Here is a 23,012-nt window from a genome sequence, read left to right as displayed (position 1 = left end):
CGGCGCCGACGACAACAGGGCCGCGCGGCCCTGTTTTTCATCGCGACGGGAAAGGCTTAGCGCTCTGCCGCCGCCTTCAGGTTGTTCAAGCCCTTCTCGAAATCTTTGCCGATCATGGTATCCATGCTGACGAAGACCGTCATGACCTTGCTCACGTAAGGGCTGGGACCCGTCATGGTCCAGTTCACCTTTGTGCTGTCGCCCTCGGGTGTCATGGCAAACGTGGTGGTGTTGTGGCTTTCGAACGGCTTGAGGAAGTCCAGCTTGATGACGGTGCGTTCGGGCTGGGCCGCTTCCGTGATTTCCATGCGGCCGGCGCCCACCTTGTCATTGCCCGTCCACGCATATTGCGCGCCCAGGCCATTGGCGGGGCCCGTAAACGTGCGGCGCATGGCCGGATCGAGCTTTTCCCACGGCGACCAGGCGGCCCAGTAGTGGAAGTCCGTGATCAGGGAGGCGATTTTCTCGGGCGGTGCCTTGATGGTGATTTCGCGCTGGACACTGAAAGTGTCGGGTTTGGTGGTGGCATAGCCGAGGATGGCGGCGACGACGACAACGATCAGCAGCAGGGTTTTTTTGATCATATGCTCTCCAAATCTTGAATGGTCGATGCGAACGAATCAAGGCAATCTTAGCAGATATGAATGGCTGTGCGCGGCCTGTTGGCCTTTATTTGCGCCAGCTCTGCACAGGGCCGCCCGCACGCCCGCCTGCACGCCCGTTCGCCGCCGCGCACGCCAGGTTGGTGCCGGTTTGTGGCGAGGGCCGCCGTCCGCTAGAATGCTGGCCTGCAAAGATTTCAGAGGGAAATATGTTTCAACGATCGATCGCCAGGCTGACCCTGGCGTGCGGCCTGCTGGCTTCCGCCTTTGCCGCGAACCTGGCGCATGCCGATGCCTGTCCCGCCCACTACGTCGATGGCCGCAAGCCGGAAATCACCAACCCCAAGCTGGACGTGGCAACCAGGGAGCTGTGCTACAACGTGTTTGGCGTGATGCATTCGGGGATTACGCGCACGCCGCTGTGGTCGGCTGAACACTTGACGGCGAACAACCTGGAAGCGGCGCAGGACTTGTCGCGCGAAAATTCCTTCCACGCCGAACGCAAGCTGCCCGCCGCCCAGCGCGCCGAGCTGGCCGATTATGCGCGCAGCGGCTTCGACCGTGGCCACATGGCGCCGAACGGCGACATGCCGGACCGCCAGAGCCAGCGCGACAGCTTTACCCTGGCCAACATGGTGCCGCAGGATGCGCGTAACAACCGCTATGTGTGGGCCGGCATCGAGGGCGCCGTGCGCAAGATGGCGAAGAAAGAGGGCGACCTGTACGTGATCACGGGGCCGGCTTTCATTGGCGGCAACCTGCGCAAGGTGGGAAGAGTGATTGTGCCCAGCCATCTGTACAAGGCCGTGTACAGCCCGCGCCAGCGCGCCGGCGCCGCCTACTTCATTGAAAACATCGATACCAAGGCGTATGAAGTGCTGAGCATTGCGCAACTGGAAGACAGGATAGGCATCGATCTGTTACCGTCGCTGACGCGCCAGCAAAAGTTGCGCATGCTGAGTTTGCCCAAGATCAATAGCAAGTCGAAAAAATAATCCCTTTGAAAGGAAATCCCATGTGCGCAAAGAAATTCGTCCCGTACGCCAATGAAAGCGATGTGCTGGAGATCGGCGGCCTGAGCATCGAAAACCGTGTCGACCGCATCAGCATCAGCGGCGACATCGACCTGACCCTGGACAAGCCGGGCCTGGCGCTGGCGAAACAGTTGCAAAAACTGCTGGGCGACGTGGTGGCGCAACTGGAAAAGCAGGACTTGCCCGACCAGCTGCCGCCGCCCGAAGTGACGTCGGTGGCCAATCCCTTCGAGTAGATTGCTGAAGGCAACACCGGGAGCGTTTCCGCATCTGATGCCGGCACGGCAAAAAAAACGCCTCCCGAAGGAGGCGTCAAGAGCGTGCCTGCAGCTAATTAGAACGTATAACGTCCGTTGAAGGTGAAGTAGCGGCCATAGTTGTTATGCAAGCCCTCGTTGTAGCCCGTAGTTGGGTAGCCTGGATCGTAAGGCGCGGCACGGTCGAACAAGTTCTGGATGTTGATGCTCAGACTCACGTTCTTGAAACCCGTGTAGGTATAGCCGAGACCGACCGTGGTCCAGCTGGCGACCTTGCAATCCGGGAAGGCAGTTTCATAGCCGGGAATCGAGGTATTGCGATCCGGCGCCGCATCGGTCGGCTTCTTCGTGCCATAGGCACAGAAAGGCTGGTCGTAGACGGTAGCGCCATCGCGGAAGCGCTTGAGCGAAATGCTGTCGACGAAATTGAGCGAGGCATTCACGTTGTGATCGCCCTTGGTCCACGACGTGGTCAGCGAGGCTTTTACGCGCGGCATGTCCGTGCCCACGCCCAATTGCCAGTCGGACAAGCCAGGACGGCTGCCGGTGACGTTGTTTTCCACGTCGCCTGCCACCTGCGCCATCTTGTAGCTGTAGACATAGGTGGCGCGGAAGGCCGAGCTCAGCGAACCCCATTCGCCGAGCTTGTTGCGCATGCGCGCTTCCAGGTCGATGCCCTTCAACTCGGTGGCACCTTGGTTGGTCCATGGCGTCTTGACCCCCAGCAGCGGGCCCGTGCCTGGAATCGGATTGCCATTCGCGTCGGTGATGAAGTTGACCGGATTCTGGTCGCGGATGACGTTTTCAGGCATCCGGTCTTCGTTTTTCAAGGCGTCGCTGGCCGTACCCAGCGCCACTTCCTTCTCCTTGCGCACCTTGTACACGTCGACCACGAAGTCCAGCCAGTTTGCCGGGGAGTAGATCAGGCCCAGCGAGTAGCTCTTCGAGGTTTCCGGTTTCAGGTCGGGATTGGCGTTACCGACGCCCGAAGTCGTCTTGTTGCAGTCGGAAGCGACGCCATTCGGACGCGGCGTCTCTTCATCCTCCTCGCAGCGTTTCGGGTCATACACGCCGCGCAGGAAATATTGCGCACCGCCGGGCGTCACTTGCGACAGTGCCGGCGCGCGGAAGCCTTCGGCGTAGGTGCCGCGCAGCGCCAGCGTATCGGTGACTGTCCATTTGGCACCCACCTTCGGCACGAAGTTGGTCTTGATGCCAGGATATTTGTCAACGCGTCCGGCGAAATCCATTTCGAAGCTTTTCGTGAATGGCGTGCGCAGTTCAACGAAAGCCGACTTGACATTGCGCTGGCCGTCAATGGCGGTATTGGCGACCCCCAGGATTTGCCCGCTGGCCGTCAGGCTGTCAGGATCGATGCGGATTTTTTCGCGCCGCAGTTCAAAGCCCACCGCCAGTCCCATGGCGCCGCCGCCGAGTTGGCCAAATTCCGTGCTGGCCTTGCCATCCCACTGGAGAATTTCAGCTATGCCGCGGTCTGTGACATCGTGGCCAAGCGTGGGATCGGCCACCAGTTGCGCCAGCGATGTACCTGTGTTGAGCTTGCGCAAGGTTGGCAGGTACAGTTGGCCATATGTTGTTTCTTCGCGCTCAGAACGATTCCACAGCACGCCGCTTTCCCAGTTCCAGCCGAAATGGTCGCCTTGCAAGCCAGCCAGCAGGCGCGAGTTTTCATTCACGGTTTGCGAGCCGCCCCGCAGGTTTTCGAAACGGTAGTTGACCGAGGCGCGTGCATTGCTGAGCGGATTGTCCGGGTGGCCGATGGGCAGGATGACCTGGAAAGGTTCGCCCGTTCCCGTGGCGGTAAAGTTGGTAACCTGGGCATTGCCCAAGGTAATAGGCAATCCCGTGTAGCTGCGGCTCGAACGCGTGTAGGCCCCTTCGGCGAAACCTGTCACCTTGCTGTTGATCTTCAGCGTGCCGCGTGTCAGGACACTGGCATCCTTGCCGGCGCCCGTGCCTTCGAGGAACTGGTCACCGTTGTAGTTGCAGAAGGTGCGGCCGATCAGCACGCTGGTTGGCAGCAGGCCGTCCTTTGTGCCGCCCGTAATGCGCTCGCTGGGATCGCAGCCCAGGTTGAAGGTCATGCGGGCCGGGCCATTGGCCTGGGTGACGCCAAAGCTTTTCGATCCGGGTGCGGACTCGCGGAAAATCGTTGCATATTTCGACACGGCGCTCGAATAGTTCGAGCGGAAACGGCCGTTCAGGTCCTGGTAGGTGGAATAGGCGATGTCATTGACATCGCGGCGCGCCACGCGATCGCGTTCGGAGTAATCGACGGCGACAAAGACGTTATAGCCGTCGGTATCGAAGTCGCCGGTGCCGAAAAAGCCATTGACGTTCTTGCGGCGGAAACGGTTGTCGTCGTTGGCGCTCGCATTGGCGGATAACTGGCCGCCTCGGTAGTTCGATTTGGTGATGAAGTTGATGACGCCGCCGATGGCGTCCGAGCCGTAGACGGCCGATGCGCCATCCTTGAGGATTTCCACGCGGTCGAGGGCGGACAGGGGGATGCTGTTCAAGTCATACAGGGTCGAATTGCCATTGTTCGGATCGGCGTACGCGGATGGCGTCATGCGCCGCCCGTTCAGCAGGATCAGGGTGGAGCTTGATCCCAGGCCGCGCAATGATGCCGTGGCCACGCCCTTGGCGAAGCCGCTGCCGCTGGCCTGATCCTGATTGGTATCGGTGCCCATCGATGGAATCAGCTTCATCAGTTCGGCCACCGTCGACGCGCCGCTGTCCTTGATGTCCTTGGCGGTAATCACGTCGACAGGCGAGGTGCCTTCCTTGTCGGCGCGCTTCAGATTGGAGCCGGTGATCAGGATTTTTTGCAGTGCCGGCTCCTGCGGAGCCAGCTGGGCATAGACCAGTTGCGAAGAAGACAGGGTCAATGCGACTGCGATGACGCTTTGTTTTAAGACTATTTTTTTGAGCAAAATATTCTCCATCAATTTTCAACTGCTGAACACATGGCCGACCATCGTTGTGCAATGTCCGGCTTTCCCGGTCTAGTGAATCGCTTGAGCGATTTTTGTTGCAAAACCGTATAAACAGTATTGCCTAGACCTTTATCAAAACATCTTCGGAAACGCCGCGCTATGTTTTTTTTTAATATTGTCACGTTGACACAACAGTTAATCTAGAATATTTTTGCGCTTACATATTTGATAAAAAATTGATGGTGTTAAAAAGAAACTGTGCTAATAAATTTCAAATTATTATATTTTATGTAATAAAAATATTTTCCATAAATCATGTAAGTATTTGTTTTATATGTGTTTATTTTAAATTTAATCCGCGTTGTGATAAATTGTCATTTTTTCATATGTCCAGGAATGTTGCAAATTTTTACATTTGTGATATTTTGCAGATGCACAATTTTGGTGCGTCGGCGATTATCGCTGGCCCTACTGGGGAGGGCGAGATAATGCCGGGAGATAATCAAATAATGTCGGAACATAATTAGAGCCTGGTGCTGCGATGCATCATTTTCGTGCATAAAAAAAGCCGCCAGCATTATGCTGGCGGCCATAACTGCATTTATCTGGTGCGTTGCCGCGGCTATTTGGCGAAGGCCTGTGCCGCCGGCGTGACGGTGACGGCCGCCGGCTTGATGTCCAGCTTCATCGCACCGATGACCTTGTCTTCATCGAGCAGCGCCTGCGGCTTGTTGCCGTCGTACTTGATGGGAGAGAACGCGTCGCTGACGAGCTTCTCCTTCAAGCCGGCCGCATCCTTGGCAACGATCACCACGGACAGGTTCTTCGCCGACAGGTGCTGCTGGATGGCGCGGTTGACGTCGGCCAGCGTCAGTTTCGACAAGCCATCACGCATCAACTTGGTAAATTCCGGCGTGCCATACCATTGCGAATCGAGCGCATAACCGAGTTGCTGGTCTTGCGTCGACGTCATGACGAAGACGTTCTTCATCAGGTAGTCGCGCGTGGTGGCGAAATCGTCCTGCGTCAAGCCGTTGTCGACCAGCTTGCCCAATTCCGTCAGTGCCACGCGCAGGGCGAAATGGGCGTTGTCCGGCGCCACGGGGCGGATCCAGATTTCGAACAGCTGTGCCTTGCGGCCCAGGTTCGGGTTCGGGAAGAACTGGTACATGCCGCGCGGGAAGGCTTCGATGTACGCGTAATCGCCATAGTTCATGCCGCGGATTTCACGGATGCGCTGGTACAGGTAGGAATTCGAGGCGCGGTGCTCGCCCAGCCACGTCTTCGCCAGCCACAGGGCGGGGAAGTCCGGGTGCGTGCGCGTCACGTCCAGCGGCAAGCCGAAGGAAATGGCCGTGGCGCGCGTGTTTTTCTCGATGATTTCCACTTCCAGGCCCTGCGCCTTGCGGCCCGCGGGTTTCACGGTGGCGGGCAAGCCCGGGCCGGCCGGCAAGCTTGCCAGCGCCTGCGTCAGCGAGGCCGTCATGGCGTCCGACACGTCGCCGGAAATGCCGACCTTGACGGCGCCTTGCGCATACGCGCTCTTCCAGAACTGTTTCACGTCGTCGAGGGTGATGGCGTCGATGCCGGCGACCGTGCCCAGCACGGGGTGGCCGTACGGCGTGCCCGCATACACATTCGTTTGCAGGCGTTCCTTGGCGAATTCCTCTTCGTTATTGTCCTTCAGGTCCAGCAGCAGCGCGTTCTTTTGCGCATCCTTCAGGCGGCGGAAGTCGTCTTCGCGGAAACCGGGCGAGAGCAGCAGCGGCAGGGCGATGGCGTTGAACTGGGTCCAGTTATCCTTGTGGATGGAACCCGTAAACGTCGTCATTTCCTTGTCCGTCTGCTGGCTGAAACTGCCGGCCAGCGGGAACAGGGCCTGGTTGACTTCGTCGATCTTGCGCTCGGACGAACCGCCGGACGCCACCATGGCGGCCGTCAGCGCGGCCAGGCCTTCCTTGCCTTGCGGGTCTTGCGCGGAACCGGCCATGAACAGCAGCTTGTAGCGGATCTGCGGCAGCGCCGACTTTTGCACCAGCACGTCGAACTTCGCGGTCGGGGCGGCCGGCAGCAGGCTGGCCAGCTTTGGCGTGGCGGCGATGGCGGCGGCCATCGGCTGGTGCGACAGGGTCGTCACCACCAGGCCCTCGTCCGTCAGGTATTTGCGCGCGGCCGCCTGCAGGTCGGCCGGCGTGAGCGTATCGATCAGGCGGTAGTACTGGTTGATGGTGGCGTAGGAACGGTCGAAATGCACGAAGGAAGCCAGGGTGCCGGCGATCTGTTCCGTGTTGTCGAGCGAGCGGATCAAGCCGTATTTTTCCGCCGACTTGGCGTCCGCCAGGTCTTTGTCGCTCACTAGCGTGTCGCGCAGCCGCGCCACGGTGGCCAGGATGGCGTCGCGCACGTAGACGGCGTCATCGATGTTTTTCACGCGCGCGCCCAGCACGGCCAGGGTCGGATCGACCCGGTCCGGCGTCATGTCGAACAACTGGTCGACCTTTTGCTCGTTCTGCACCAGGCGTTTATACAGGGGCGAGGTGCGGCCGAACGACAGCGACAGCAGGGTGGCCAGCGCGGCCTGGTCCTTGTCCTTCACGGAAAACGCGGGCGCGTGGAAGCCCACGGCCACCCACGGCAGGGTCGGCGTGGGCCAGACCACATGCTTGTAGACGGGGCCGCGCGGCTTTGGTTCCACGGGCACGGCCGCCTGCTGCTTGCCGCGCTGCCAGCTGCTCCAGTATTTTTCCACCAGCGCGATCGCTTGCTGCGGTTCCACGTCGCCGGCGATGATGATGGTGGTGCGCTCGGGACGGTACCAGCGGTCGAAGAAGAGCTTCGAATACGCGTACTGGTTCGGCATGTCTTCGATGTCCTGGATAAAACCCATCGTCGTGTGCTTGTAGGTATGCGTCGTGTAGGCGCTGTCGCGCATCACTTCGAACAGTTTCGACACGGGATTGGCGCTGTTCTTGTTGTATTCGCCCAGCACGGCCCGCGATTCCGTCTTGAACGCGTCTTCCGCATAGTCGAGGTGCTGGAAGCGGTCCGCTTCCACCTTCAGCACGGTTTCCAGGTCTTGCTTGGCAAACGTCGTGTGGTAATTGGTCAAGTCGTCGCTCGTATACGCGTTTTGGCGCGCGCCGGCGCGGGTGATGACTTCCTGGTATTTCTCGGGCGGATAAGCCTTGGTGCCGCGGAACATCATGTGTTCGAAGAAGTGGGCGAAACCGGACTTGCCCGGCTCGACTTCATTGCGCGAGCCCGTCTGCACGGGAATTTGCAGCGAGACGAGGTTCGGGAAGCCGGTCGGCACGATGATGATTTTCAAGCCGTTGGGCAAGGTCTTTTCCGTTGCCTTGAATGGCAGCAGATCGGCCTTGCTGGCCGCGGCGCCATGGGCGGCGGCCGGTTTGACAGGCGCGGCGCCCAGGTTCGACGAGGCCATGGCCGACAGGGCCAGGGCGAAAGCGGGTAATAAAGCGGGCATGATTCTTGACACGAAGGCTCCTTCTTTTTCTGGAATGTGGAAAGTGCAACGCCGCAGCTTAGAATATTCGTGCCGCCGTGCATAGGGGCAAGGCGCTGTCGGAACGCTGCGCTGGGGGGAGATTAAAAGTCTGGCCGCAGGATGCGCGCCGTCAAGTGGGCGAGGAAGTCGCGTTTGGTGGGCAGGAACATGCGGATGTACACGGTGTCGTGCGCCCGGTCATGGTGGTAGATGACGCGGATCTCTTCGCACAGGCGTTGCCGCACATCCATGCCGACTTCGCGGGCGGCTTCGACGGGCGTGCCGCTGTCGGGGAAGGTCTTGAGATCGGCGAATAATTGTCGGAAAGCTGCGATGAACTGCGCGTACGCTACCGCCGTGTGGCGCGCCTTGCAGTCGCTGCGCAGTTCATTGAAATCGGCTTGCGCGCTTTTCAGCACGACGATGCGCGCCATGTCAGTCCTGATCGAGGCTGGCCAGGAAGTCTTCTTCGGACACCACGTCGCCGCGCGCGATGTCCTGGTTGCCCATGGCGATCAGTTTCATGAATGCATGCTGCTCCTGCATCTGCCGCGCTTGCCGCTTGCCTTCCTGATACGCGTGCATGGACAGCACGACCATCTTCGCTTCGCCATTTTGCGTGATGATGATGGGCTCGTCCTGGCCCGCGTCGAAGCTGTTGACGATGTCCGTCGTATTGGCCTTGAGATAGGAAATCGGCTTGATGCGTTCCTTGAGGTCCATGGCGGCTCCGAATGCGAAAAACTGTGATAGGACTGAATATACACCAAATTTGGTCGTGCTTCCCTGTTGCCTACGTGAGCGTCGTTTCCGGCAGGCTGATGCGGTTGCGGCCCAGGTGCTTGGCGCGGTACAGGGCGCAGTCGGCCGTGTGGATCAGCTGTCCCAGTTCCGTGCCGGGGCCGGGCAGGGCCGTGGCGGCGCCGATGCTGACGGTGACGCAGGCGCCGTCGGGACGCTTGCGCGGCAGTTGCAGCCGTTCCACGCGCTGGCGGATGCGTTCGGCCACGATGGCCGCGCCCTTGAGCGACTGGTTCGGCAGGATGACGGCAAATTCTTCGCCGCCATAGCGGGCCACCAGGTCGTTCGTGCGCATTTCGCTGGCCACGGCGCCGGCCACCTTGCGCAGGCACAGGTCGCCGCCCTGGTGGCCATGGCTGTCGTTGTATTCCTTGAAATTGTCGACGTCGACCATCAGCAGCGACAGGGGCTGGCCCTGCCGCTGGGCACGTTGCCACTCGGCCAGGATGGTGTCGTCGAAGCAGCGCCGGTTTGCCAGGCCCGTCAGGCCGTCGCGCGTGGCCAGGCGTTCCAGTTCCACGTGCGCGCGTTTTTCATCCGTCATGTCGCGCAGGGTTTCGACGACGGCGATCAGCTCGTCGTGATTGCCATAGATGGGACTGGCATCGACGGCCAGGTAGCGCCGCCGCCCCGTGCGCGGCATGTCGCACCAGTTTTCCGCGCACAGATTGCCGCCCGTGCTGCTGCGGTATTGCTGCTGGGCGTGCAGCGCGCGCATGTCGCCGCCGCGCCCGGCCAGCAGCAGGTCGGCCAGGGTGGGGCGCTCGTCGTTGTAGAAGCAGCGGCCCGGCTCGCGCGTGCGCAGCACTTCGGCCGCCGGCACGCCCGTCAGCTGCTCGCAGGCGCGGTTCCAGATCATCACCTGGCCATGCACGTCGAGGACAAAGGTGGGCACCACCAGCAATTCCATCATCTTGACGGCGAAACCCTGGGCTTCATCGCAGGGCGATGCGCTGGCATGAGCATGGCTATCCGGCATGTAAGCATCCTTCTTGGGGTGAATGGGGCTGGCTCGTTGGCCATGATGCAGCGCAGCGGGACGGGAGGTGTTGATATTGAGCAATATTTATGGCGCCACGATCAGTCGTGCAGCAGGGGCGCCTCCTCGCAGGCGGCCAGCGGCAGGGACAGGCGCAAGGTGGTGCCGGCGCCGCTGCGGCTTTCGATGTGCAGGCTGCCGCCGGCGGCGGCCACGCGCTCATGCATGCCGGACAGGCCGCAACCGAGGCGCGGTGGCGAGCCCGACAGCCCGACGCCGTCATCGCTGATGCGGCATGCCAGGGTGGCCCCCGCTTGCTGCAGGCTCAGCTGGACATGCGTGGCGCGCGCATGGCGGGCGATGTTCGCCAGCGCTTCCTGCAGCACGTGATACAGCAGGGGGCCGTGCGCGCTGCCGGCGGCGGCGTCGAGCCGGTAGTCGCAGCTGCAAGCGATGCCCGTGGTGCGCTTGAAATCGGCCAGCAAGCCGTCGCACGCCGCTTGCAGGCCCGCGTCGAGGGCGGGCGGGCGCAGGTCGTGGATGACGCAGCGCAGCGCCGCGATGCTGAGGTCGATATTGCGCGCCATCATATCCAGTTGGCGCGCCAGCAAGGGGGCGGCGTCATGCGTGCTGGTCTGCAGCATGGCCAGGTCGATTTTCAGGGTCAGCAGATGCTGGCCCAGGTCGTCGTGGATGTCGCGCCCGATGCGCAGGCGTTCCTGCGCGCGCGCCTTGTGCTGTTCGCCGGCCAGGCGCGCCTGTTCCGCCTCCGCGCGCAACTGTTCCAGTGCCTGCAGGCGCAGCGCCAGGCGGCGCTGGCGCCACAGCAGCAACGCCAGCGCGCCGAGCAGGATGGCACAGGCCGGCATCAAGGGGGAGGGCGTGCCGGCCGGCTGCATCGGCCCGGCGGCTTGGCCGGCGTGCAGGGCCGCGAGTGCGGCCGCCGCCAGGCAGGCCAGAATACTCAGGCGGTACGGCGGGCGTAGCCAGCGTCGCAGCATGTTCATGCTCCCTCAATGTTTTCCATCAGGCAATGTTCTTACAGAAAATATATTAACTTGGGATCATTTACATTGTCTAAACGCAAAAGCCGCGCAGTTATGCCTGCCCGTGTCGATTTCCGGCCCCCGGATGCCGCAGCGGCAGGCGGCGGGCACGGCATTTGCACGGGAAGTGTCGCGGCGGCATATAATAGAGGGTTGTCAATCGGCTTTTGCGGTAACGGCGCCACGCGCCGGCCCCGATGCGTTCGCCCTGCGCGATGACGCCAGCCAGCTCTTAGGAAATACAGTGACTTATAGCATCAAAGAGATTTTTTATACCCTGCAGGGCGAAGGTGCGCACGCGGGCCGTCCGGCCGTGTTTTGCCGCTTTTCCGGCTGCAACCTGTGGACGGGCCGCGAAAGCGACCGCGCCACGGCCGTGTGCCAGTTCTGCGATACGGATTTCGTCGGCACGGACGGCGAACTGGGCGGCAAGTTCAAGACGCCGGCCGAACTGGCCGCGCTGATCGACAGCCTGTGGCCCGCCAGCTACGCGCCCAGCAAATACGTGGTGTTTACGGGCGGCGAACCGCTGCTGCAGCTGGACACGGCGCTGATCGACGCCATGCACGCGGTCGGCTTTACCATCGCCATCGAAACCAATGGCACCTTGCCCGTGCCGGCCGGCGTGGACTGGATCTGCGTCAGCCCGAAGATGGGTTCCACCCTGGTGGTGCACAAAGGCAATGAAATCAAGGTGGTCATCCCCCAGTTCCAGCAAGACCTGGCCGCCTACGAACAACTGGACTTCGAGAACTTCTTCGTGCAGGCGATGGACGGCCCCCTGGCCGCGCACAACATGAAGCTGGCCATCGAAACATGCAAAAGCAACCCGAAGTGGAAGCTGAGCCTGCAAACCCATAAACTCCTGCAAATCCCTTAAAACAAATAATATGCTGACTATCACACGCAAGCTCGAATTCGACGCGGGCCACCGCATTCCCGACCACAAAAGCCAGTGCCGCAACCTGCACGGCCACCGCTACACGGTGGAAATCACCCTGGTCGGCAAGGTCATCGAAGCGGAAGGCAATTCCGACAATGGCATGATCATGGACTTTTCCGACGTGAAAACCCTGGCCAAGCAGCACCTGGTCGATGTGTGGGACCACGCCTTCCTCGTGTACGAAAAAGATACGGCCGTGCGCGACTTCCTGGCCAGCCTGCCCGACCATAAAACCGTCGTCATCGACCGCATCCCGACCGTGGAAAACCTGGCGCGCATCGCCTTCGACATCCTCAAGGCCGCATTTACCGACCATTTCGGCACGGGCTTGCACCTGCATAAGCTGGTGCTGCATGAAACGCCGAATTGCTGGGCAGAAGTGACCGATGACTGAAACGCACGCTAGCGCGCAGGACGCGCGCTACATGCAGCTGGCCCTGGAACAGGCCCAGCACGCATGGGATCTGGGCGAAGTGCCCGTCGGCGCCGTCGTCGTCAAGGATGGGGTGGTCATTGCCGTCGGCTACAACCAGCCCATCGGCCGCCACGACCCCACGGCGCATGCGGAAGTCATGGCCTTGCGCGCGGCCGCCGAAAAGCTGGGCAACTACCGTTTGCCCGGCTGCGAGCTGTACGTGACCCTGGAGCCGTGCGTGATGTGCTCGGGCGCCATGCTGCATGCGCGCCTGGCGCGCGTCGTGTACGGCGCGGGCGACCCGAAGACGGGCGCCTGCGGTTCCGTGCTGAACCTGTTCGAGCAGCCGGCGCTGAACCACCAGACGGCCATCGCTGGCGGCGTGCTGGCCGACGAGTGCGGCGCTTTCCTCAAGCGTTTCTTTGCCGAGCGCCGCCGTGCGCAGGCGGAAGCGCGCAAGCTGGCCCATCCGCCGGCCTGATTTCGCCCCAGACAGGGCGGGGCCGCCACGGCCTTGTCCCGCGCGTCAGCCATGCCAGCCACCCAGGCTGGCATTTTTTATAACTGTTGCGAAATAACATCTGTCTAGACCACTTTGCCATTCTCAAATGAGAATGATTCGTGTTACAGTATTGTTTTCGCCAGCAAACTTTCCTTATACATCGTTAACACTTTCGTTATCGATCCGGGTTCAAGAGCCAGCCTTTACTCTTCCACCGGATCATCATGACTACTGTGCCTACGCAGCGCCTCGCTGCACCCGTCGTATCCCCAGCTCACCTGCCTGTCCGCCGCCATAACCTGGTGCTGCGCGCCGCTTTGCTGGGCCTGTTCGCCGCGCCGCTGCTGCCCGTGGCCGCGCAAAACGCCGCCGTCAATGCAGGCACGGCCGCGCAGGAACCGGCCAAGCTGCCTATCTTCCCGGAAATCGTCGTGAACGCCAAACAGGATTACGAGCGCCGCGCGGGCACCAAGACGGTGATCCGCAGCGATGACCTGGAGCGCCGCAACGTGACGGACATGGCCGGCGTGGTGCGCTATCAGCCGCTGATCAGCACGTCAATGGCGGCCTCGGGCGGCGGCGGCATGTGGGATGGCGCGGGCAATACCGGTTACAACATCCGCGGCCTGGAAGGCAACCGGGTCAGCCTGGAACTCGACGGCATTTCCCTGCCCGACGCGGCACCCAAGCCGGACAGCACTAACATGAACGCCTTCGGCATGGGCCGCGATTATTTTGATCCGGAAACTTTCCGCGAAGTGCGCATCGATTCGGGCACGACGGCCGTCAGCGGCGCCAATCCCGGCCTGGGCGGCGGCGTGGCCTTCATCACCAAGTCGCCCGAAGATTACCTGGGCGAAGGGGTGGACCATTACGTGGCGTATAAATACGGCCGCGCCACGGTGGACCGCAGCAATGCGCACACCCTGACGGGCGCCGCCAAGATCGGCGCCAGTCTGCAAGGCCTGGCCGTGTACGTGCACCGCGATGGCGAGCAGCTGGACAGCCGTGGCAGCGCCACCGTCAACCCGGATGACTGGCATTCGAACGCCCTGCTGTCGAAGCTGGTGTGGGCCTTGCCGGGCGAACAAAAGCTGGACTTGACGGTCGACATGTTCGAACGCAAGAACAAGCGCGACCTCAACAATAAAGTCAGCGCCATGTACCCGGACGGCGTGCAGCAGGATTCCACCACCAAGCGCACCCGCGTCAGCCTGGGCCACGAGGTGGTGCTGAAGGATTTCGCCCTGTTCGACCGCCTGACCTCGAAAGTCTACCTGCAGAACGCGAAGATCGAGGACAAGAGCAAAGGCCGCTATGTCTACCGCGGCAACTCCCTGCGCGCCATCGACACCAGCTTCAAGAATGACAGCATCGGCCTGACCTCGGAAGCGTTCAAGCAGCTCAACGCCGACAACGCGCTGCTGTACGGCGTGCAGCTGGAACAGGCCAAATCGCGCCGGCCCTGGATGGAAGACCGCACCCTCATCGCCACGGGCGAGCACCAGATCACGCGCAAGAACCGCATGGCCGACATGGATGCCACCAAGCTGGCCCTGTACGTGCGCGACGACCTCAGTTTCGACCTGGGCGGCAAGAAAGCCGTGCTGACGCCGGGCCTGCGTGCCGACTACCGCAAGCTGGAGCCGAAAAACCTGCAGAACTACCTGATCGGCGTGCCGAATGCGGCCAAGGAAGTGCGCAAGGAGAGCGATTCCTACTTCACGCCGAGCCTGAGCCTGTCCGTGGAAGTGCTGCCGGAAATGCAAGCCTACGCCACGTTCACGCGCGGCACGCGCCTGCCGACGGCGATCGAACGCACGGGTACCTATGATTCCATCAGCTATACGGGCACGGGGAATGGCTATGCCGTGCTGGGCAATCCGAATCTGGGCAAGGAAACCAGCAAGGCATATGAACTGGGGCTCAAAGGCGACGTGACCAGGGGCTTGAGCATGCAGGCGTCCGTCTACCAGACGGAGTACAAGAACATGATCGAGTACGTGGCGCAAGAGCTGGATCCGGTGAATTACCCGACCCTCACCCTGGGCCTGTTCCGTCCGGAAAACATCGGCAATGCGCGCACCTGGGGCGCCGAGCTGAGCCTGCGCGCGGAGCTGGGAACCTGGTTGCCGGCCATGCAGGGCTACCGCGTCGACCTGGCCACGGGCGTGGCCAAGGGCCGCTCCTTCAATACCCTGACGGGCGAGAGCGGCGGCCTGGCCTCGGTGGCGCCGGCCAAGACGGCGCTGACCTTCGGCTATGACCATACGAACAAGTTGTTCGGCCTGGAACTGACGGCGCTGCATGCCGGCGAGAAACAGGCGCCGAACGATTTGCTGATGGGCGGGACCGCGCCGCTCTTCAAGGTGCCGTCGTACACCATCTTCGACCTGTCGACCTACTGGAACGTGCATAAGAACGCCAAGATCATCGTCGGCGTGTACAACTTGACGGATCGCAAGTACTGGGATTACGCCGCCGCGCGCAGCCTGGCCGCCGGCACCACGGCTGCCAGCCGCCTGGAGATCGAGCGCTACGCCAAGCCGGGCCGCAACGTCGCCGCCAGCCTCAGCGTCAACTATTGATTTCTACCGGGGAGGGGTGCTTGCCCCTCTTTTTTTCCATGTTTGATTGAATGGTCTCTCTATGAAGTTATCCAAACTCGTTCTATCCCTGCTAGGCAGCCTGCTGATCGCAAACGCATACGCGGCCCCAGCCACTTTGGCGGAACGCTGGTCCACCTTGCGCACGGAGCAGCCGAAGCTGCAGATCCGCGACGCGGCGCGCGCGCTGGGTGTATCCGAAGCGCAATTGCTGGCAACCAACATCGGCAAGGGCGTCACTCGCCTGCAGGCCGACGGCAACCAGCCGCGCGAAATCATGCGCGCCGCGCTGGACCTGGGCATCGTGCAAGCGATCACGCGCAATGAAAACGGCGTCATCGAAACGACGGGCGTCGCCAGCAAATTCAAGCAGGCGGGCGACAAGTCCGAGCAGGCCGACGCCAAGGACCCGGAAACGGAAGCGCGCCAGCGCAATATCGCGGGCGGTTACCTGGGCGGCCAGATTGACCTGCGTTTCCACTTTGAAAACTGGAAATACGCATTTGCGGTAGAACAAGCGGGCCGCGATGGTAAGCCGACGCGCAGCCTGCAATTCTTCGACGCCAACGGCACGGCCGTGCACAAGATCTACCTGCGTAACGAGCCGGGTGTGGCCGTCTACGATAAATTGGTGGCGACCTTCCGCATGCCCCAGCAAAGCGCGGAGCTGAACGTGCTGGCCGTGGCGCCGAAAGCGGCGGAAAAGCCGGATGCCGAGATCGACGTCAAGGAATTCCAGCTGGCCTGGAAAGACATGACGGACGTGCACCAGTTTGCGCAAATCATGCGCGAATTCCACCTGTCGCGCGAACAGGCCCTGCGCCTGGCGCCGGCCGGCGTGGTCGAGCGCGTGACGCCAGCGGCGCTGCGCACCCTGCTGGAAAACGCGGCCAAGGACAAGGTCGCCATCATGGTGTTCCTGGGCAATGAAGGCTTGACGCAGATCTACAGCGGCAAGATCGAGAAAACCATGGCCGCCGGCGGCTTCTTCAACGTGCTGGACCCGGACTTCAACCTGCACATCCGCGACACGGCCCTGCGCAGCGGCTGGATCGTCAAGCGCGGCGGCGTCACTTCCGTCGAGTTCTTCGACAACGACGGCACGCAAGTGGTCTCCTTCTTCGGCGTGCGCGAGCGCGGCAAACCGCAGCCGCAAAGCTGGGTGGATCTGGCCGATTCCTTGCCGAAGGCCAAGTAAGCAGTAGCGATGATTCTGCACGGTTGCCGCGCGCCGTACCGGCGCGGCAACACTTCAGCTTGTGTACCGCGTGCCGGTCTCATGTCTGAAGCACAATAGTGGTATGCTGATTGCAAGGCCGCAGCGATCGTGCCTGCGTGCTGGTTCCTGAAGAGAGGCAATCATGGCAACCATCATGGCGAACGGCCTCAACATAGCTTATGAGAGCCACGGCAACCCCGATGACCCGTGCGTGCTGCTGGTCATGGGCCTGGGCATGCAACTGATTGCCTGGCCGGCGGACTTCGTCGAAGGCATCGTCGAGCAAGGCTACCGGGTGGTGCGTTTCGACAACCGCGACAGCGGCCTGTCGAGCAAGATGGCGCTGGCGGGCAAGCCGTATCTGCCGCTGGCCTACGTGAAAAACCTGCTGGGCTGGCCCCTCAAGACTTCCTACACCCTCGATGACATGGCGGACGACGCGCTGGGCTTGCTGGCGTCCCTGCGGATTGCCCAGGCGCACGTGATCGGCGTGTCGATGGGCGGCATGATCGCGCAAGTGATGGCGGCGCGCGCGCCGCTGCAGGTGCTCAGCCTGACCTCCATCATGTCGAGCAGCGGCCGGCGCGGCTTGCCCGGCCCCACGCGGGCCGCGCGCAATGCGCTGTTGCAACGCCCGAAACGCAACGCCAGCCGCGCCGAACTGATGGCGCACATGGCCGCCACCGTGCGCGTGATCGGCAGTCCCGCCTATCCCGTGTCGGAAAAACTGCTGTACCAGCGCATCGAAGCGGCGCTGCAGCGGGGCAGTTGCCCCGAAGGCGTGGCGCGGCAAATGGTGGCGATCGCCGCCTCGGGCGAGCGTACAGCCTTGCTGCCGAGCATCAGTTGTCCGGCCTTGGTGATCCATGGCGCGGCCGACCCCTTGATCCCCGTCGCCTGCGGCATCGATACGGCGGCGCTGATCCCCGGCGCCCGGCTGGAAGTGATCGAAGGCATGGGGCACGACATGCCGCCCCAGCTGATCGAGCGCCTGCTCGCCTTGATCGATGTGCATCTGCAAGGTAAGATGGCGCCCCAGATGCGCTCCCAGCCAGCTTGAGCCAGGCGCGCCCACCACTTGACTAGCCAGGCATATTTTGAAGACACCTGAGATTGGCATCGCCATCGTCGCGCCGGGCGGTTGTGCGCCCGACGAGGCGGCTTTGGCGCGCGGCATCGCCCGCTTGCAGGCGCAAGGCGCCACCGTCCACAATTACTACGACCCCGACCACACATTCCAGCGCTTCGGCGGCACGGATGCGGGCCGCCTGGCGCAGCTGAACGCGGCCGCCGCCGACCCGGCCGTGCAAGTGGTGATCGCCTTGCGCGGCAGCTACGGCATCAGCCGCATCCTGCCCGACATCGATTTCGACCGCATGGCCGACAGCGGCAAGCTGTTTGTCGGCTACAGCGACTTTACGGCCTTCCACATGGGCTTGCTGGCAAAAACGGGCCGCGCCAGCTTTGCCGGCCCCATGATCTGCGATGATTTTATCCGCGACGAGCCCGAGCAATTTACGCTGGATCAACTGTGGTCGTGCCTGGCCGGTCCCACGCACACCGTCACGGGCGCGGCGGCGGGCAATCCGCAGGTCGAAGTGAGCGGGCAACTGTGGGGCGGCAACCTGGCCATGCTGGTTCACTTGCTGGGCACGCCGTATTTCCCCCAGATCGATGGCGGCATCCTGTTCCTGGAAGATGTCAACGAACACCCGTACCGGGTCGAGCGCATGCTGCTGCAACTGCTGCACGCGGGCGTGATCCAGCGCCAGCAAGCGGTCGTGCTCGGTGACTTTTCCGGCTATAAACTGAGCCCCATGGACAAGGGCTACGATGTCGACGCCATGCTGGCTTACGTGCGCGAGCGCCTGCCCGTGCCCGTGTTGACGGGACTGGAATTTGGCCACATCCGCCGCCGCGTCACCTTGCCGTTCGGCGGCCAGGCGCGGCTGCAATCGGATGCGTCCGGCTTCAGCCTGCAGGTGGGCGATTACCCGACCCTGGCGCGCCCCTGAACGCCGTCGGTTCCATGCACGTCAAACCCGGACGCCTGCTGCAGCTCGATGTGCTGCGCGGCATCGCCGTGTTTGGCATCTTGCTGGTGAATATATGGTCGTTCGCCTGGGGCAGCCTGTCCTTGCGCTACGGCACCTTGCCCGCGCAGCCGCCCGTGCTCGACCAGCTCGTCATTTTTGGCGTGGCGGCGTTGGCGCAATTCAAGTTTTACCCCATCTTCGCTTTTCTGTTCGGCGCCGGTTTTGCCCTGCAGACACGTTCCCTGCGGCGCCAGATGGGGAGCTGGGAGGCGGCGCAAGCGGCTTACCGGCGCCGTTTGCGCTGGCTGCTCGTGTTCGGCCTGCTGCACGGTTTCTGCATCTGGAGCGGCGACGTGCTGACCTCGTATGCCGTCGCCGGCATGCTGATCCTGCCCTTGCTATCCGCCAGGCTCAGCCGCGTGCGCAACCGCGCCTGGCTGGTGGCGGCCGGTTTTCTATTATTCATGTGCCTGTTGATTCCTGTGGGCCAGCAGGGCGGCGCGCCGGACATCGCGCGCGACCTGCAAGCCTTTGCGGAGCGCTACGTGGTCTACACGCAGGGCGGCGCATGGGCCGTCGTCAGGCTGCGCGCCAACGATTTCCTCGTCTCCTTGCTGTACTCGGCCGTCATGCTGCCGCATATCATCGTGCTGTTCTTGCTGGGCATCTTGTCCGTGCGTTTCGGCTGGCTGACGCAGCCGCAGCGCCACCAGCGCCTGTGGCGTCGGGTGCGTGCCGTGGGACTGGGCGCGGGCTTGCCGTTCAACCTGCTGGCGGCGGGGGCCGTCGCGTGGCAGGTGGCCGATCCGTATCAAACCGTGTTTGACACGGCCCTGTTCGAAGTGGGCCTGTTCGCCGGCGGCCCCGTGCTGGCGGCCGGCTATGTGGCCGCGCTGATGCTGGCCGGCCCCTTCATGCTGCGCTGGCTCGGTGCATGGCTGGCGCCCGTGGGACGCATGGCGCTGAGCAATTATCTGCTGCAATCGCTGATCGGCACCTGGCTGCTGCAGGGGCCGGGCCTGGGCTGGGGCGCAACACTGCGTCCCGTCGAGATGCTGGGCCTGGCGGTCGTGATGATGGCGGGGCAGGTGCTGCTGAGCCGCTACTGGCTGCGCCATTTCAGGCAAGGTCCCATGGAAGCGCTGTGGTGCCGCCTGGCGCACCTGCCTTAATCCGTACCCCAGTCGAAGGCACTTTGCTCCGCGGCCGGTGGCGGCTTGGCCCTGGCGGACGGTACCAGCGGATTGTCGACGGCATGCCATTCGAACAAGTCCACGTCGAGCATGCAGGTGCGCGCCAGGTGCAGCGCCTGCTCGGGCGTCAGGGCAGGGTCCAGCCAGCGGTGCGCGTCTTCCCGGCTGACGGCTACGGGGCGCCGGTCGTGGATATCGACCATACCGCCCAGACTGTCGGCCGTCACCAGTACGAAGCCCGCTTCTTCCCGATTGACCTTGTAGGGGCCGAACTGGGCCAGCGCCAGCAGGAACAGGGGCGCGCGGTCCTTGCGGTGGATGTGCCACGGCTGCTTGCCGCCTTTCTCGCCCGTCCATTCATACCAGCCGGAAACGCAGACGATGCCGCGTCCCGCGCGCAGCAAGGGTTTCCAGTAGGCGCCGGCGAGCTTTTCCAGGCGGGCATTGATGGCGATGGGGATTTTTTTCTTGCCGGGAGCGGGCGTGGCCGCAGCGGCCCAGGCGGGCCTGTAGCCCCAGAAGACATCGTCGACCCGGTGCACGCCATCCTGGATGTGCAGGATGGGCCGGTAGGTGCCGGGCGAGACGTTCAGGTGCGCTTCCGCCTCGCTGTCGAACACCGCGTCGGTCCAGCCGAAGGATGACGCCAGCACGCGCGCCGTGTCATTTTGATCGAATCGTCCACACATGGGGAAATCATACCCGATCGCCTGCCGGCGCGAGCGCGGCGCACGCCTATTTCGTGAGTGTGGTCAAACGTACAGACGTGGGCGGCCGCAAGGCGCACAGTGGACGCCAGTCAGGTCCCTGACGCTTCTTGCATCGGAGGAATTATGCCTTTTGAAAATCCCACCATCCACAAGGGTTTTACCATCAGCGCCACGGCCAGCCAGCGCCGCGATGGCCGCTGGGTAGGCTCGTATGTCAGCCAGAACCAGGCTTGCGGCGCATATGCGGACACCTGCGATTACGACGATTGCAGCAATGAAAAAGAGGCGCAGCAACTGGCGCTGTCCGTCGGCTGGCGCCTGGCCGATGGCGTGCCTGCACGTTGAGACCGCTTTTGGGTCAGTGTTTTCGCCGCAGGGCCAGCAGCAAGCCGGCCACGGGGAAGAACAGGGCGGTACCCAGCCGGACGGAGGTCAAGGAAGCGGCCTCCACGCCCACCACATGGGGCAAGGCCAGCAGCAACAGGGGCGTGGGCACGGCGATGGCGAAGAAAAACAGGTACCACGAATAGCCATTCTTCTTGGCCAGCAAGGCAATCAGGGCGCAGCCGACGAGGAAGACCAGCGGCAAGTTCACATATTCCATGGTTTTGCGTTTTCATCCGGGAAAGCGCGTCATTATACGCGCGCCCGGGCGGGCCGGACGGGCTTGCCGGCGTCAGTTGCCGACGAAATCCGGCGGCTGCGGCGCCTGCGTACCAGCCTGCGTATCGGCCTGTGTACCCGCGAGCGGCGCCTCGGCCGGCAGCAGCGCCTTGATGGCGCCGTTATAGATGAGTTCCTGGGCGTACGCCGAGGCCTCGATCAAGGCCGCATGCACGGATTTGAAACTGCTCGGCGTTTCAATCAGCACGGGCTTGGCATACGCCTGCAAGGTATCGCCGCGCTTGCTGATCAAGATCATGCCACGGTAGCGCCCATCCTTCTCCAGCGCCCCCGTCACATGAAATTCATAACCCCTGATCTGGTGTTTTTGTTCCTGATCCATGTCTCCCGCCTCCAAGTCCATTGTCACGGCATTGGGCCATCAATTCGATAGGAACAGCAGAGTGTTTGATCTGAATCAAGACCGCCATTTCAAGCCACGATTCAACGAACGTCGCTACGCTTGTCGCAAGCGTAGCGAGCGGCGGTGATTTGTGGCTGAGAAGCGCAACTGCACTTCGGTGCGGTGAGCATCGCCAGCCGCAAAGCCGCCCGCGCAGTAGCTTGCGGCCGCCGTCATCACCCAGCGCGGATGGCACGGATTTGCTGGGCCGTTTCTTCGATTTCCCGATACGCTTCCTGGATGTAGCCATCGAGCGGATGCCCGTCCATCCACTCGAAATAGGCGCGCTCGTCGTGCTTGATGGCAAAAGGTACGTGGTGGTCGCGTATCGATTCGGCCGTTTCGCGCACCAGCGAGGCAAAAAGCAGCTCAAGAGTTTCCATGATGGTCACCTTGCGGGACAGGAATGCAGAGCCTTGAATGTAGCACAAAGTGGCGCGTCGCCTGCGCAGCCGGCCATGGCGTGCGCAGGCCTTGCCCGGCCTCAGGCAGGATGGCCGATATGTTCGTACAGGATCACGCAGCCAATGACGATCAGCACCAGGCCGCCCACCAGCTCGGCGCGCCGGCCCGCCACCGTGCCCAGCACGCGGCCCAGCATCACGCCCAGGGTGACCATGACGAAGGTGGAAAAGCCGATGGCGGCGGCCGTCACGACGATGTTGGCGCCGAGCAAAGCCAGGCCCGCGCCCACCACCATGGCGTCGATGCTGGTGGCCAGGCCCGTCACGGCCAGTACCCAGAACGAGTGCGACTGGGCCGGCGCCTCTTCCTCGTCGGCATCGGAAAGGGCATTGCGTATCATCAGCAAGCCGATGATGCCCAGCAGGCTGAAGGCGATCCAGTGGTCCCACGCCTCCACGTAGGGCGCGGCCACGCTGCCCAGGGCCCAGCCGATGATGGGCGTGATGGCTTCGATGACGCCAAAGATCAGCCCCGTGCGCAGCGCTTCGCGCCATTGCGGCTTGTGCAGGGCTGCGCCCTTGCCCACGGCGGCCGCGAAGGCATCGGTGGACATGGCAAGCGAGAGGGCGGCGGTGGCGGCGAAATTCATCGTTGGCTTTCAGTAAAACCTGGCTGGGATAATAAAGCAACAACGCCGAAGAAAACCGTAGCGAGCGGAAGGGAGTTGCGG

Annotated in this window: 23 protein-coding genes; 11 read left to right on the top strand and 12 right to left on the bottom strand. The window is 62.4% G+C overall.

All coding sequences use genetic code 11. The features are described 5' to 3' along the window. Nucleotides 1-56: 56 nt before the first annotated feature. Nucleotides 57-584, bottom strand: a complete 528-nt coding sequence (locus tag O3301_RS03795; protein ID WP_305055581.1) for an SRPBCC family protein — start codon at nt 582-584, stop codon at nt 57-59. A gap of 227 nt (nt 585-811) precedes the next feature. Between O3301_RS03795 and O3301_RS03790 the strand changes: the two genes are divergently transcribed. Next, complete coding sequence (locus O3301_RS03790; RefSeq protein ID WP_305055580.1) at nt 812-1,597, top strand: DNA/RNA non-specific endonuclease; 786 nt, start codon at nt 812-814, stop codon at nt 1,595-1,597. A gap of 20 nt (nt 1,598-1,617) precedes the next feature. Further along, nucleotides 1,618-1,872 (top strand): hypothetical protein, encoded by a 255-nt coding sequence (locus O3301_RS03785; RefSeq protein WP_289914631.1) that lies wholly within the window; start codon nt 1,618-1,620, stop codon nt 1,870-1,872. A 98-nt stretch (nt 1,873-1,970) separates the two neighbouring features. On the opposite strand, the gene O3301_RS03780 is transcribed toward O3301_RS03785, so the two are convergent. From O3301_RS03780 to O3301_RS03755, 6 genes are all read right to left on the bottom strand, one after another. After that, complete coding sequence (locus tag O3301_RS03780) at nt 1,971-4,805, bottom strand: TonB-dependent receptor (protein WP_305055579.1); 2,835 nt, start codon at nt 4,803-4,805, stop codon at nt 1,971-1,973. Nucleotides 4,806-5,475: 670 nt separating this feature from the next. Beyond that, on the bottom strand, nt 5,476-8,352 hold the full coding sequence (locus O3301_RS03775; protein ID WP_305055578.1) for a pitrilysin family protein: 2,877 nt from the start codon (nt 8,350-8,352) through the stop codon (nt 5,476-5,478). A gap of 110 nt (nt 8,353-8,462) precedes the next feature. Further along, nucleotides 8,463-8,795, bottom strand: a complete 333-nt coding sequence (locus tag O3301_RS03770) for a type II toxin-antitoxin system RelE/ParE family toxin (protein WP_305055577.1) — start codon at nt 8,793-8,795, stop codon at nt 8,463-8,465. 1 nt (nt 8,796) lies between these two features. Further along, nucleotides 8,797-9,084, bottom strand: a complete 288-nt coding sequence (locus tag O3301_RS03765) for a type II toxin-antitoxin system Phd/YefM family antitoxin (RefSeq protein WP_289904851.1) — start codon at nt 9,082-9,084, stop codon at nt 8,797-8,799. Nucleotides 9,085-9,154: 70 nt separating this feature from the next. Then, nucleotides 9,155-10,141: a diguanylate cyclase gene (locus tag O3301_RS03760; protein WP_099667847.1), complete on the bottom strand. Its 987-nt coding sequence runs from the start codon at nt 10,139-10,141 to the stop codon at nt 9,155-9,157. A 101-nt stretch (nt 10,142-10,242) separates the two neighbouring features. Then, the gene (locus O3301_RS03755) at nt 10,243-11,148 is read right to left on the bottom strand and encodes a sensor histidine kinase (protein ID WP_305055576.1); all 906 of its coding nucleotides are present in this window, start codon (nt 11,146-11,148) and stop codon (nt 10,243-10,245) included. A 283-nt stretch (nt 11,149-11,431) separates the two neighbouring features. Here O3301_RS03755 and queE point away from each other — a divergent pair, with 283 nt between their 5' ends. The 8 genes from queE (at nt 11,432) to O3301_RS03715 (ending at nt 20,080) form a co-directional block, all read left to right on the top strand. Continuing rightward, nucleotides 11,432-12,067 (top strand): 7-carboxy-7-deazaguanine synthase, encoded by a 636-nt coding sequence (gene queE / locus O3301_RS03750; RefSeq protein ID WP_099667849.1) that lies wholly within the window; start codon nt 11,432-11,434, stop codon nt 12,065-12,067. A 10-nt stretch (nt 12,068-12,077) separates the two neighbouring features. Next, on the top strand, nt 12,078-12,524 hold the full coding sequence (queD, locus tag O3301_RS03745; RefSeq protein WP_034755997.1) for a 6-carboxytetrahydropterin synthase QueD: 447 nt from the start codon (nt 12,078-12,080) through the stop codon (nt 12,522-12,524). Further along, complete coding sequence (tadA, locus tag O3301_RS03740) at nt 12,517-13,026, top strand: tRNA adenosine(34) deaminase TadA (protein WP_251348582.1); 510 nt, start codon at nt 12,517-12,519, stop codon at nt 13,024-13,026. Before queD ends, tadA begins: the two co-directional genes overlap by 8 nt. A gap of 245 nt (nt 13,027-13,271) precedes the next feature. Then, nucleotides 13,272-15,635: a TonB-dependent hemoglobin/transferrin/lactoferrin family receptor gene (locus O3301_RS03735; RefSeq protein ID WP_305055575.1), complete on the top strand. Its 2,364-nt coding sequence runs from the start codon at nt 13,272-13,274 to the stop codon at nt 15,633-15,635. 61 nt (nt 15,636-15,696) lie between these two features. Next, nucleotides 15,697-16,851, top strand: a complete 1,155-nt coding sequence (locus O3301_RS03730; RefSeq protein ID WP_289914645.1) for a hemin-degrading factor — start codon at nt 15,697-15,699, stop codon at nt 16,849-16,851. A 163-nt stretch (nt 16,852-17,014) separates the two neighbouring features. After that, on the top strand, nt 17,015-17,932 hold the full coding sequence (locus tag O3301_RS03725; RefSeq protein WP_251348585.1) for an alpha/beta fold hydrolase: 918 nt from the start codon (nt 17,015-17,017) through the stop codon (nt 17,930-17,932). Between the two features lie 37 nt (nt 17,933-17,969). Next, nucleotides 17,970-18,887, top strand: coding sequence for a muramoyltetrapeptide carboxypeptidase (gene ldcA, locus O3301_RS03720; RefSeq protein WP_305055574.1), 918 nt, complete (start codon nt 17,970-17,972; stop codon nt 18,885-18,887). A gap of 14 nt (nt 18,888-18,901) precedes the next feature. Further along, complete coding sequence (locus tag O3301_RS03715) at nt 18,902-20,080, top strand: DUF418 domain-containing protein (protein WP_305055573.1); 1,179 nt, start codon at nt 18,902-18,904, stop codon at nt 20,078-20,080. On the opposite strand, the gene O3301_RS03710 is transcribed toward O3301_RS03715, so the two are convergent. After that, nucleotides 20,077-20,790: an SOS response-associated peptidase gene (locus tag O3301_RS03710; RefSeq protein WP_305055572.1), complete on the bottom strand. Its 714-nt coding sequence runs from the start codon at nt 20,788-20,790 to the stop codon at nt 20,077-20,079. The genes O3301_RS03715 and O3301_RS03710 overlap by 4 nt on opposite strands. A gap of 144 nt (nt 20,791-20,934) precedes the next feature. Here O3301_RS03710 and O3301_RS03705 point away from each other — a divergent pair, with 144 nt between their 5' ends. Next, nucleotides 20,935-21,156, top strand: coding sequence for a hypothetical protein (locus tag O3301_RS03705; RefSeq protein WP_099667857.1), 222 nt, complete (start codon nt 20,935-20,937; stop codon nt 21,154-21,156). A gap of 13 nt (nt 21,157-21,169) precedes the next feature. Here the strand turns inward: O3301_RS03705 and O3301_RS03700 are convergent, their stop codons facing one another. The 4 genes from O3301_RS03700 to mntP all read right to left on the bottom strand — a co-directional run bounded on the left by O3301_RS03700 (nt 21,170) and on the right by mntP (nt 22,931). Then, nucleotides 21,170-21,415, bottom strand: a complete 246-nt coding sequence (locus tag O3301_RS03700; RefSeq protein ID WP_099667858.1) for a hypothetical protein — start codon at nt 21,413-21,415, stop codon at nt 21,170-21,172. Nucleotides 21,416-21,487: 72 nt separating this feature from the next. Continuing rightward, nucleotides 21,488-21,817: a hypothetical protein gene (locus O3301_RS03695; RefSeq protein ID WP_251348591.1), complete on the bottom strand. Its 330-nt coding sequence runs from the start codon at nt 21,815-21,817 to the stop codon at nt 21,488-21,490. Nucleotides 21,818-22,053: 236 nt separating this feature from the next. Next, nucleotides 22,054-22,260 carry a hypothetical protein gene (locus O3301_RS03690; RefSeq protein WP_251348592.1) on the bottom strand — a complete coding sequence of 69 codons (207 nt, stop codon included), beginning with the start codon at nt 22,258-22,260 and terminating at the stop codon, nt 22,054-22,056. A gap of 101 nt (nt 22,261-22,361) precedes the next feature. Further along, a complete protein-coding gene (gene mntP, locus O3301_RS03685) occupies nt 22,362-22,931 on the bottom strand; it encodes a manganese efflux pump MntP (RefSeq protein WP_070218395.1) in 570 nt (189 codons plus the stop codon). Between the last annotated feature and the right edge of the window lie 81 nt (nt 22,932-23,012).

This window comes from Janthinobacterium sp. SUN211 (assembly GCF_030587315.1).
GTDB lineage: Bacteria > Pseudomonadota > Gammaproteobacteria > Burkholderiales > Burkholderiaceae_D > Janthinobacterium > Janthinobacterium kumbetense.
Note: the sequence above shows the minus strand (reverse complement) of the source record. Positions and strands in the feature narration are given on the sequence as shown.

What these genes read in the sequence shown, in the direction of transcription:
- O3301_RS03795 (WP_305055581.1), bottom strand. Translation starts at nt 584, where the DNA reads ATGATCAAAAAAACCCTGCTGCTGATCGTTGTCGTCGTCGCCGCCATC.
- O3301_RS03790 (WP_305055580.1), top strand. Translation starts at nt 812, where the DNA reads ATGTTTCAACGATCGATCGCCAGGCTGACCCTGGCGTGCGGCCTGCTG.
- O3301_RS03785 (WP_289914631.1), top strand. Translation starts at nt 1,618, where the DNA reads ATGTGCGCAAAGAAATTCGTCCCGTACGCCAATGAAAGCGATGTGCTG.
- O3301_RS03770 (WP_305055577.1), bottom strand. Translation starts at nt 8,795, where the DNA reads ATGGCGCGCATCGTCGTGCTGAAAAGCGCGCAAGCCGATTTCAATGAA.
- O3301_RS03765 (WP_289904851.1), bottom strand. Translation starts at nt 9,084, where the DNA reads ATGGACCTCAAGGAACGCATCAAGCCGATTTCCTATCTCAAGGCCAAT.
- O3301_RS03760 (WP_099667847.1), bottom strand. Translation starts at nt 10,141, where the DNA reads ATGCCGGATAGCCATGCTCATGCCAGCGCATCGCCCTGCGATGAAGCC.
- O3301_RS03755 (WP_305055576.1), bottom strand. Translation starts at nt 11,148, where the DNA reads ATGAACATGCTGCGACGCTGGCTACGCCCGCCGTACCGCCTGAGTATT.
- queD (WP_034755997.1), top strand. Translation starts at nt 12,078, where the DNA reads ATGCTGACTATCACACGCAAGCTCGAATTCGACGCGGGCCACCGCATT.
- tadA (WP_251348582.1), top strand. Translation starts at nt 12,517, where the DNA reads ATGACTGAAACGCACGCTAGCGCGCAGGACGCGCGCTACATGCAGCTG.
- O3301_RS03735 (WP_305055575.1), top strand. Translation starts at nt 13,272, where the DNA reads ATGACTACTGTGCCTACGCAGCGCCTCGCTGCACCCGTCGTATCCCCA.
- O3301_RS03730 (WP_289914645.1), top strand. Translation starts at nt 15,697, where the DNA reads ATGAAGTTATCCAAACTCGTTCTATCCCTGCTAGGCAGCCTGCTGATC.
- O3301_RS03725 (WP_251348585.1), top strand. Translation starts at nt 17,015, where the DNA reads ATGGCAACCATCATGGCGAACGGCCTCAACATAGCTTATGAGAGCCAC.
- O3301_RS03715 (WP_305055573.1), top strand. Translation starts at nt 18,902, where the DNA reads ATGCACGTCAAACCCGGACGCCTGCTGCAGCTCGATGTGCTGCGCGGC.
- O3301_RS03710 (WP_305055572.1), bottom strand. Translation starts at nt 20,790, where the DNA reads ATGTGTGGACGATTCGATCAAAATGACACGGCGCGCGTGCTGGCGTCA.
- O3301_RS03705 (WP_099667857.1), top strand. Translation starts at nt 20,935, where the DNA reads ATGCCTTTTGAAAATCCCACCATCCACAAGGGTTTTACCATCAGCGCC.
- O3301_RS03700 (WP_099667858.1), bottom strand. Translation starts at nt 21,415, where the DNA reads ATGGAATATGTGAACTTGCCGCTGGTCTTCCTCGTCGGCTGCGCCCTG.
- O3301_RS03695 (WP_251348591.1), bottom strand. Translation starts at nt 21,817, where the DNA reads ATGGATCAGGAACAAAAACACCAGATCAGGGGTTATGAATTTCATGTG.
- O3301_RS03690 (WP_251348592.1), bottom strand. Translation starts at nt 22,260, where the DNA reads ATGGAAACTCTTGAGCTGCTTTTTGCCTCGCTGGTGCGCGAAACGGCC.
- mntP (WP_070218395.1), bottom strand. Translation starts at nt 22,931, where the DNA reads ATGAATTTCGCCGCCACCGCCGCCCTCTCGCTTGCCATGTCCACCGAT.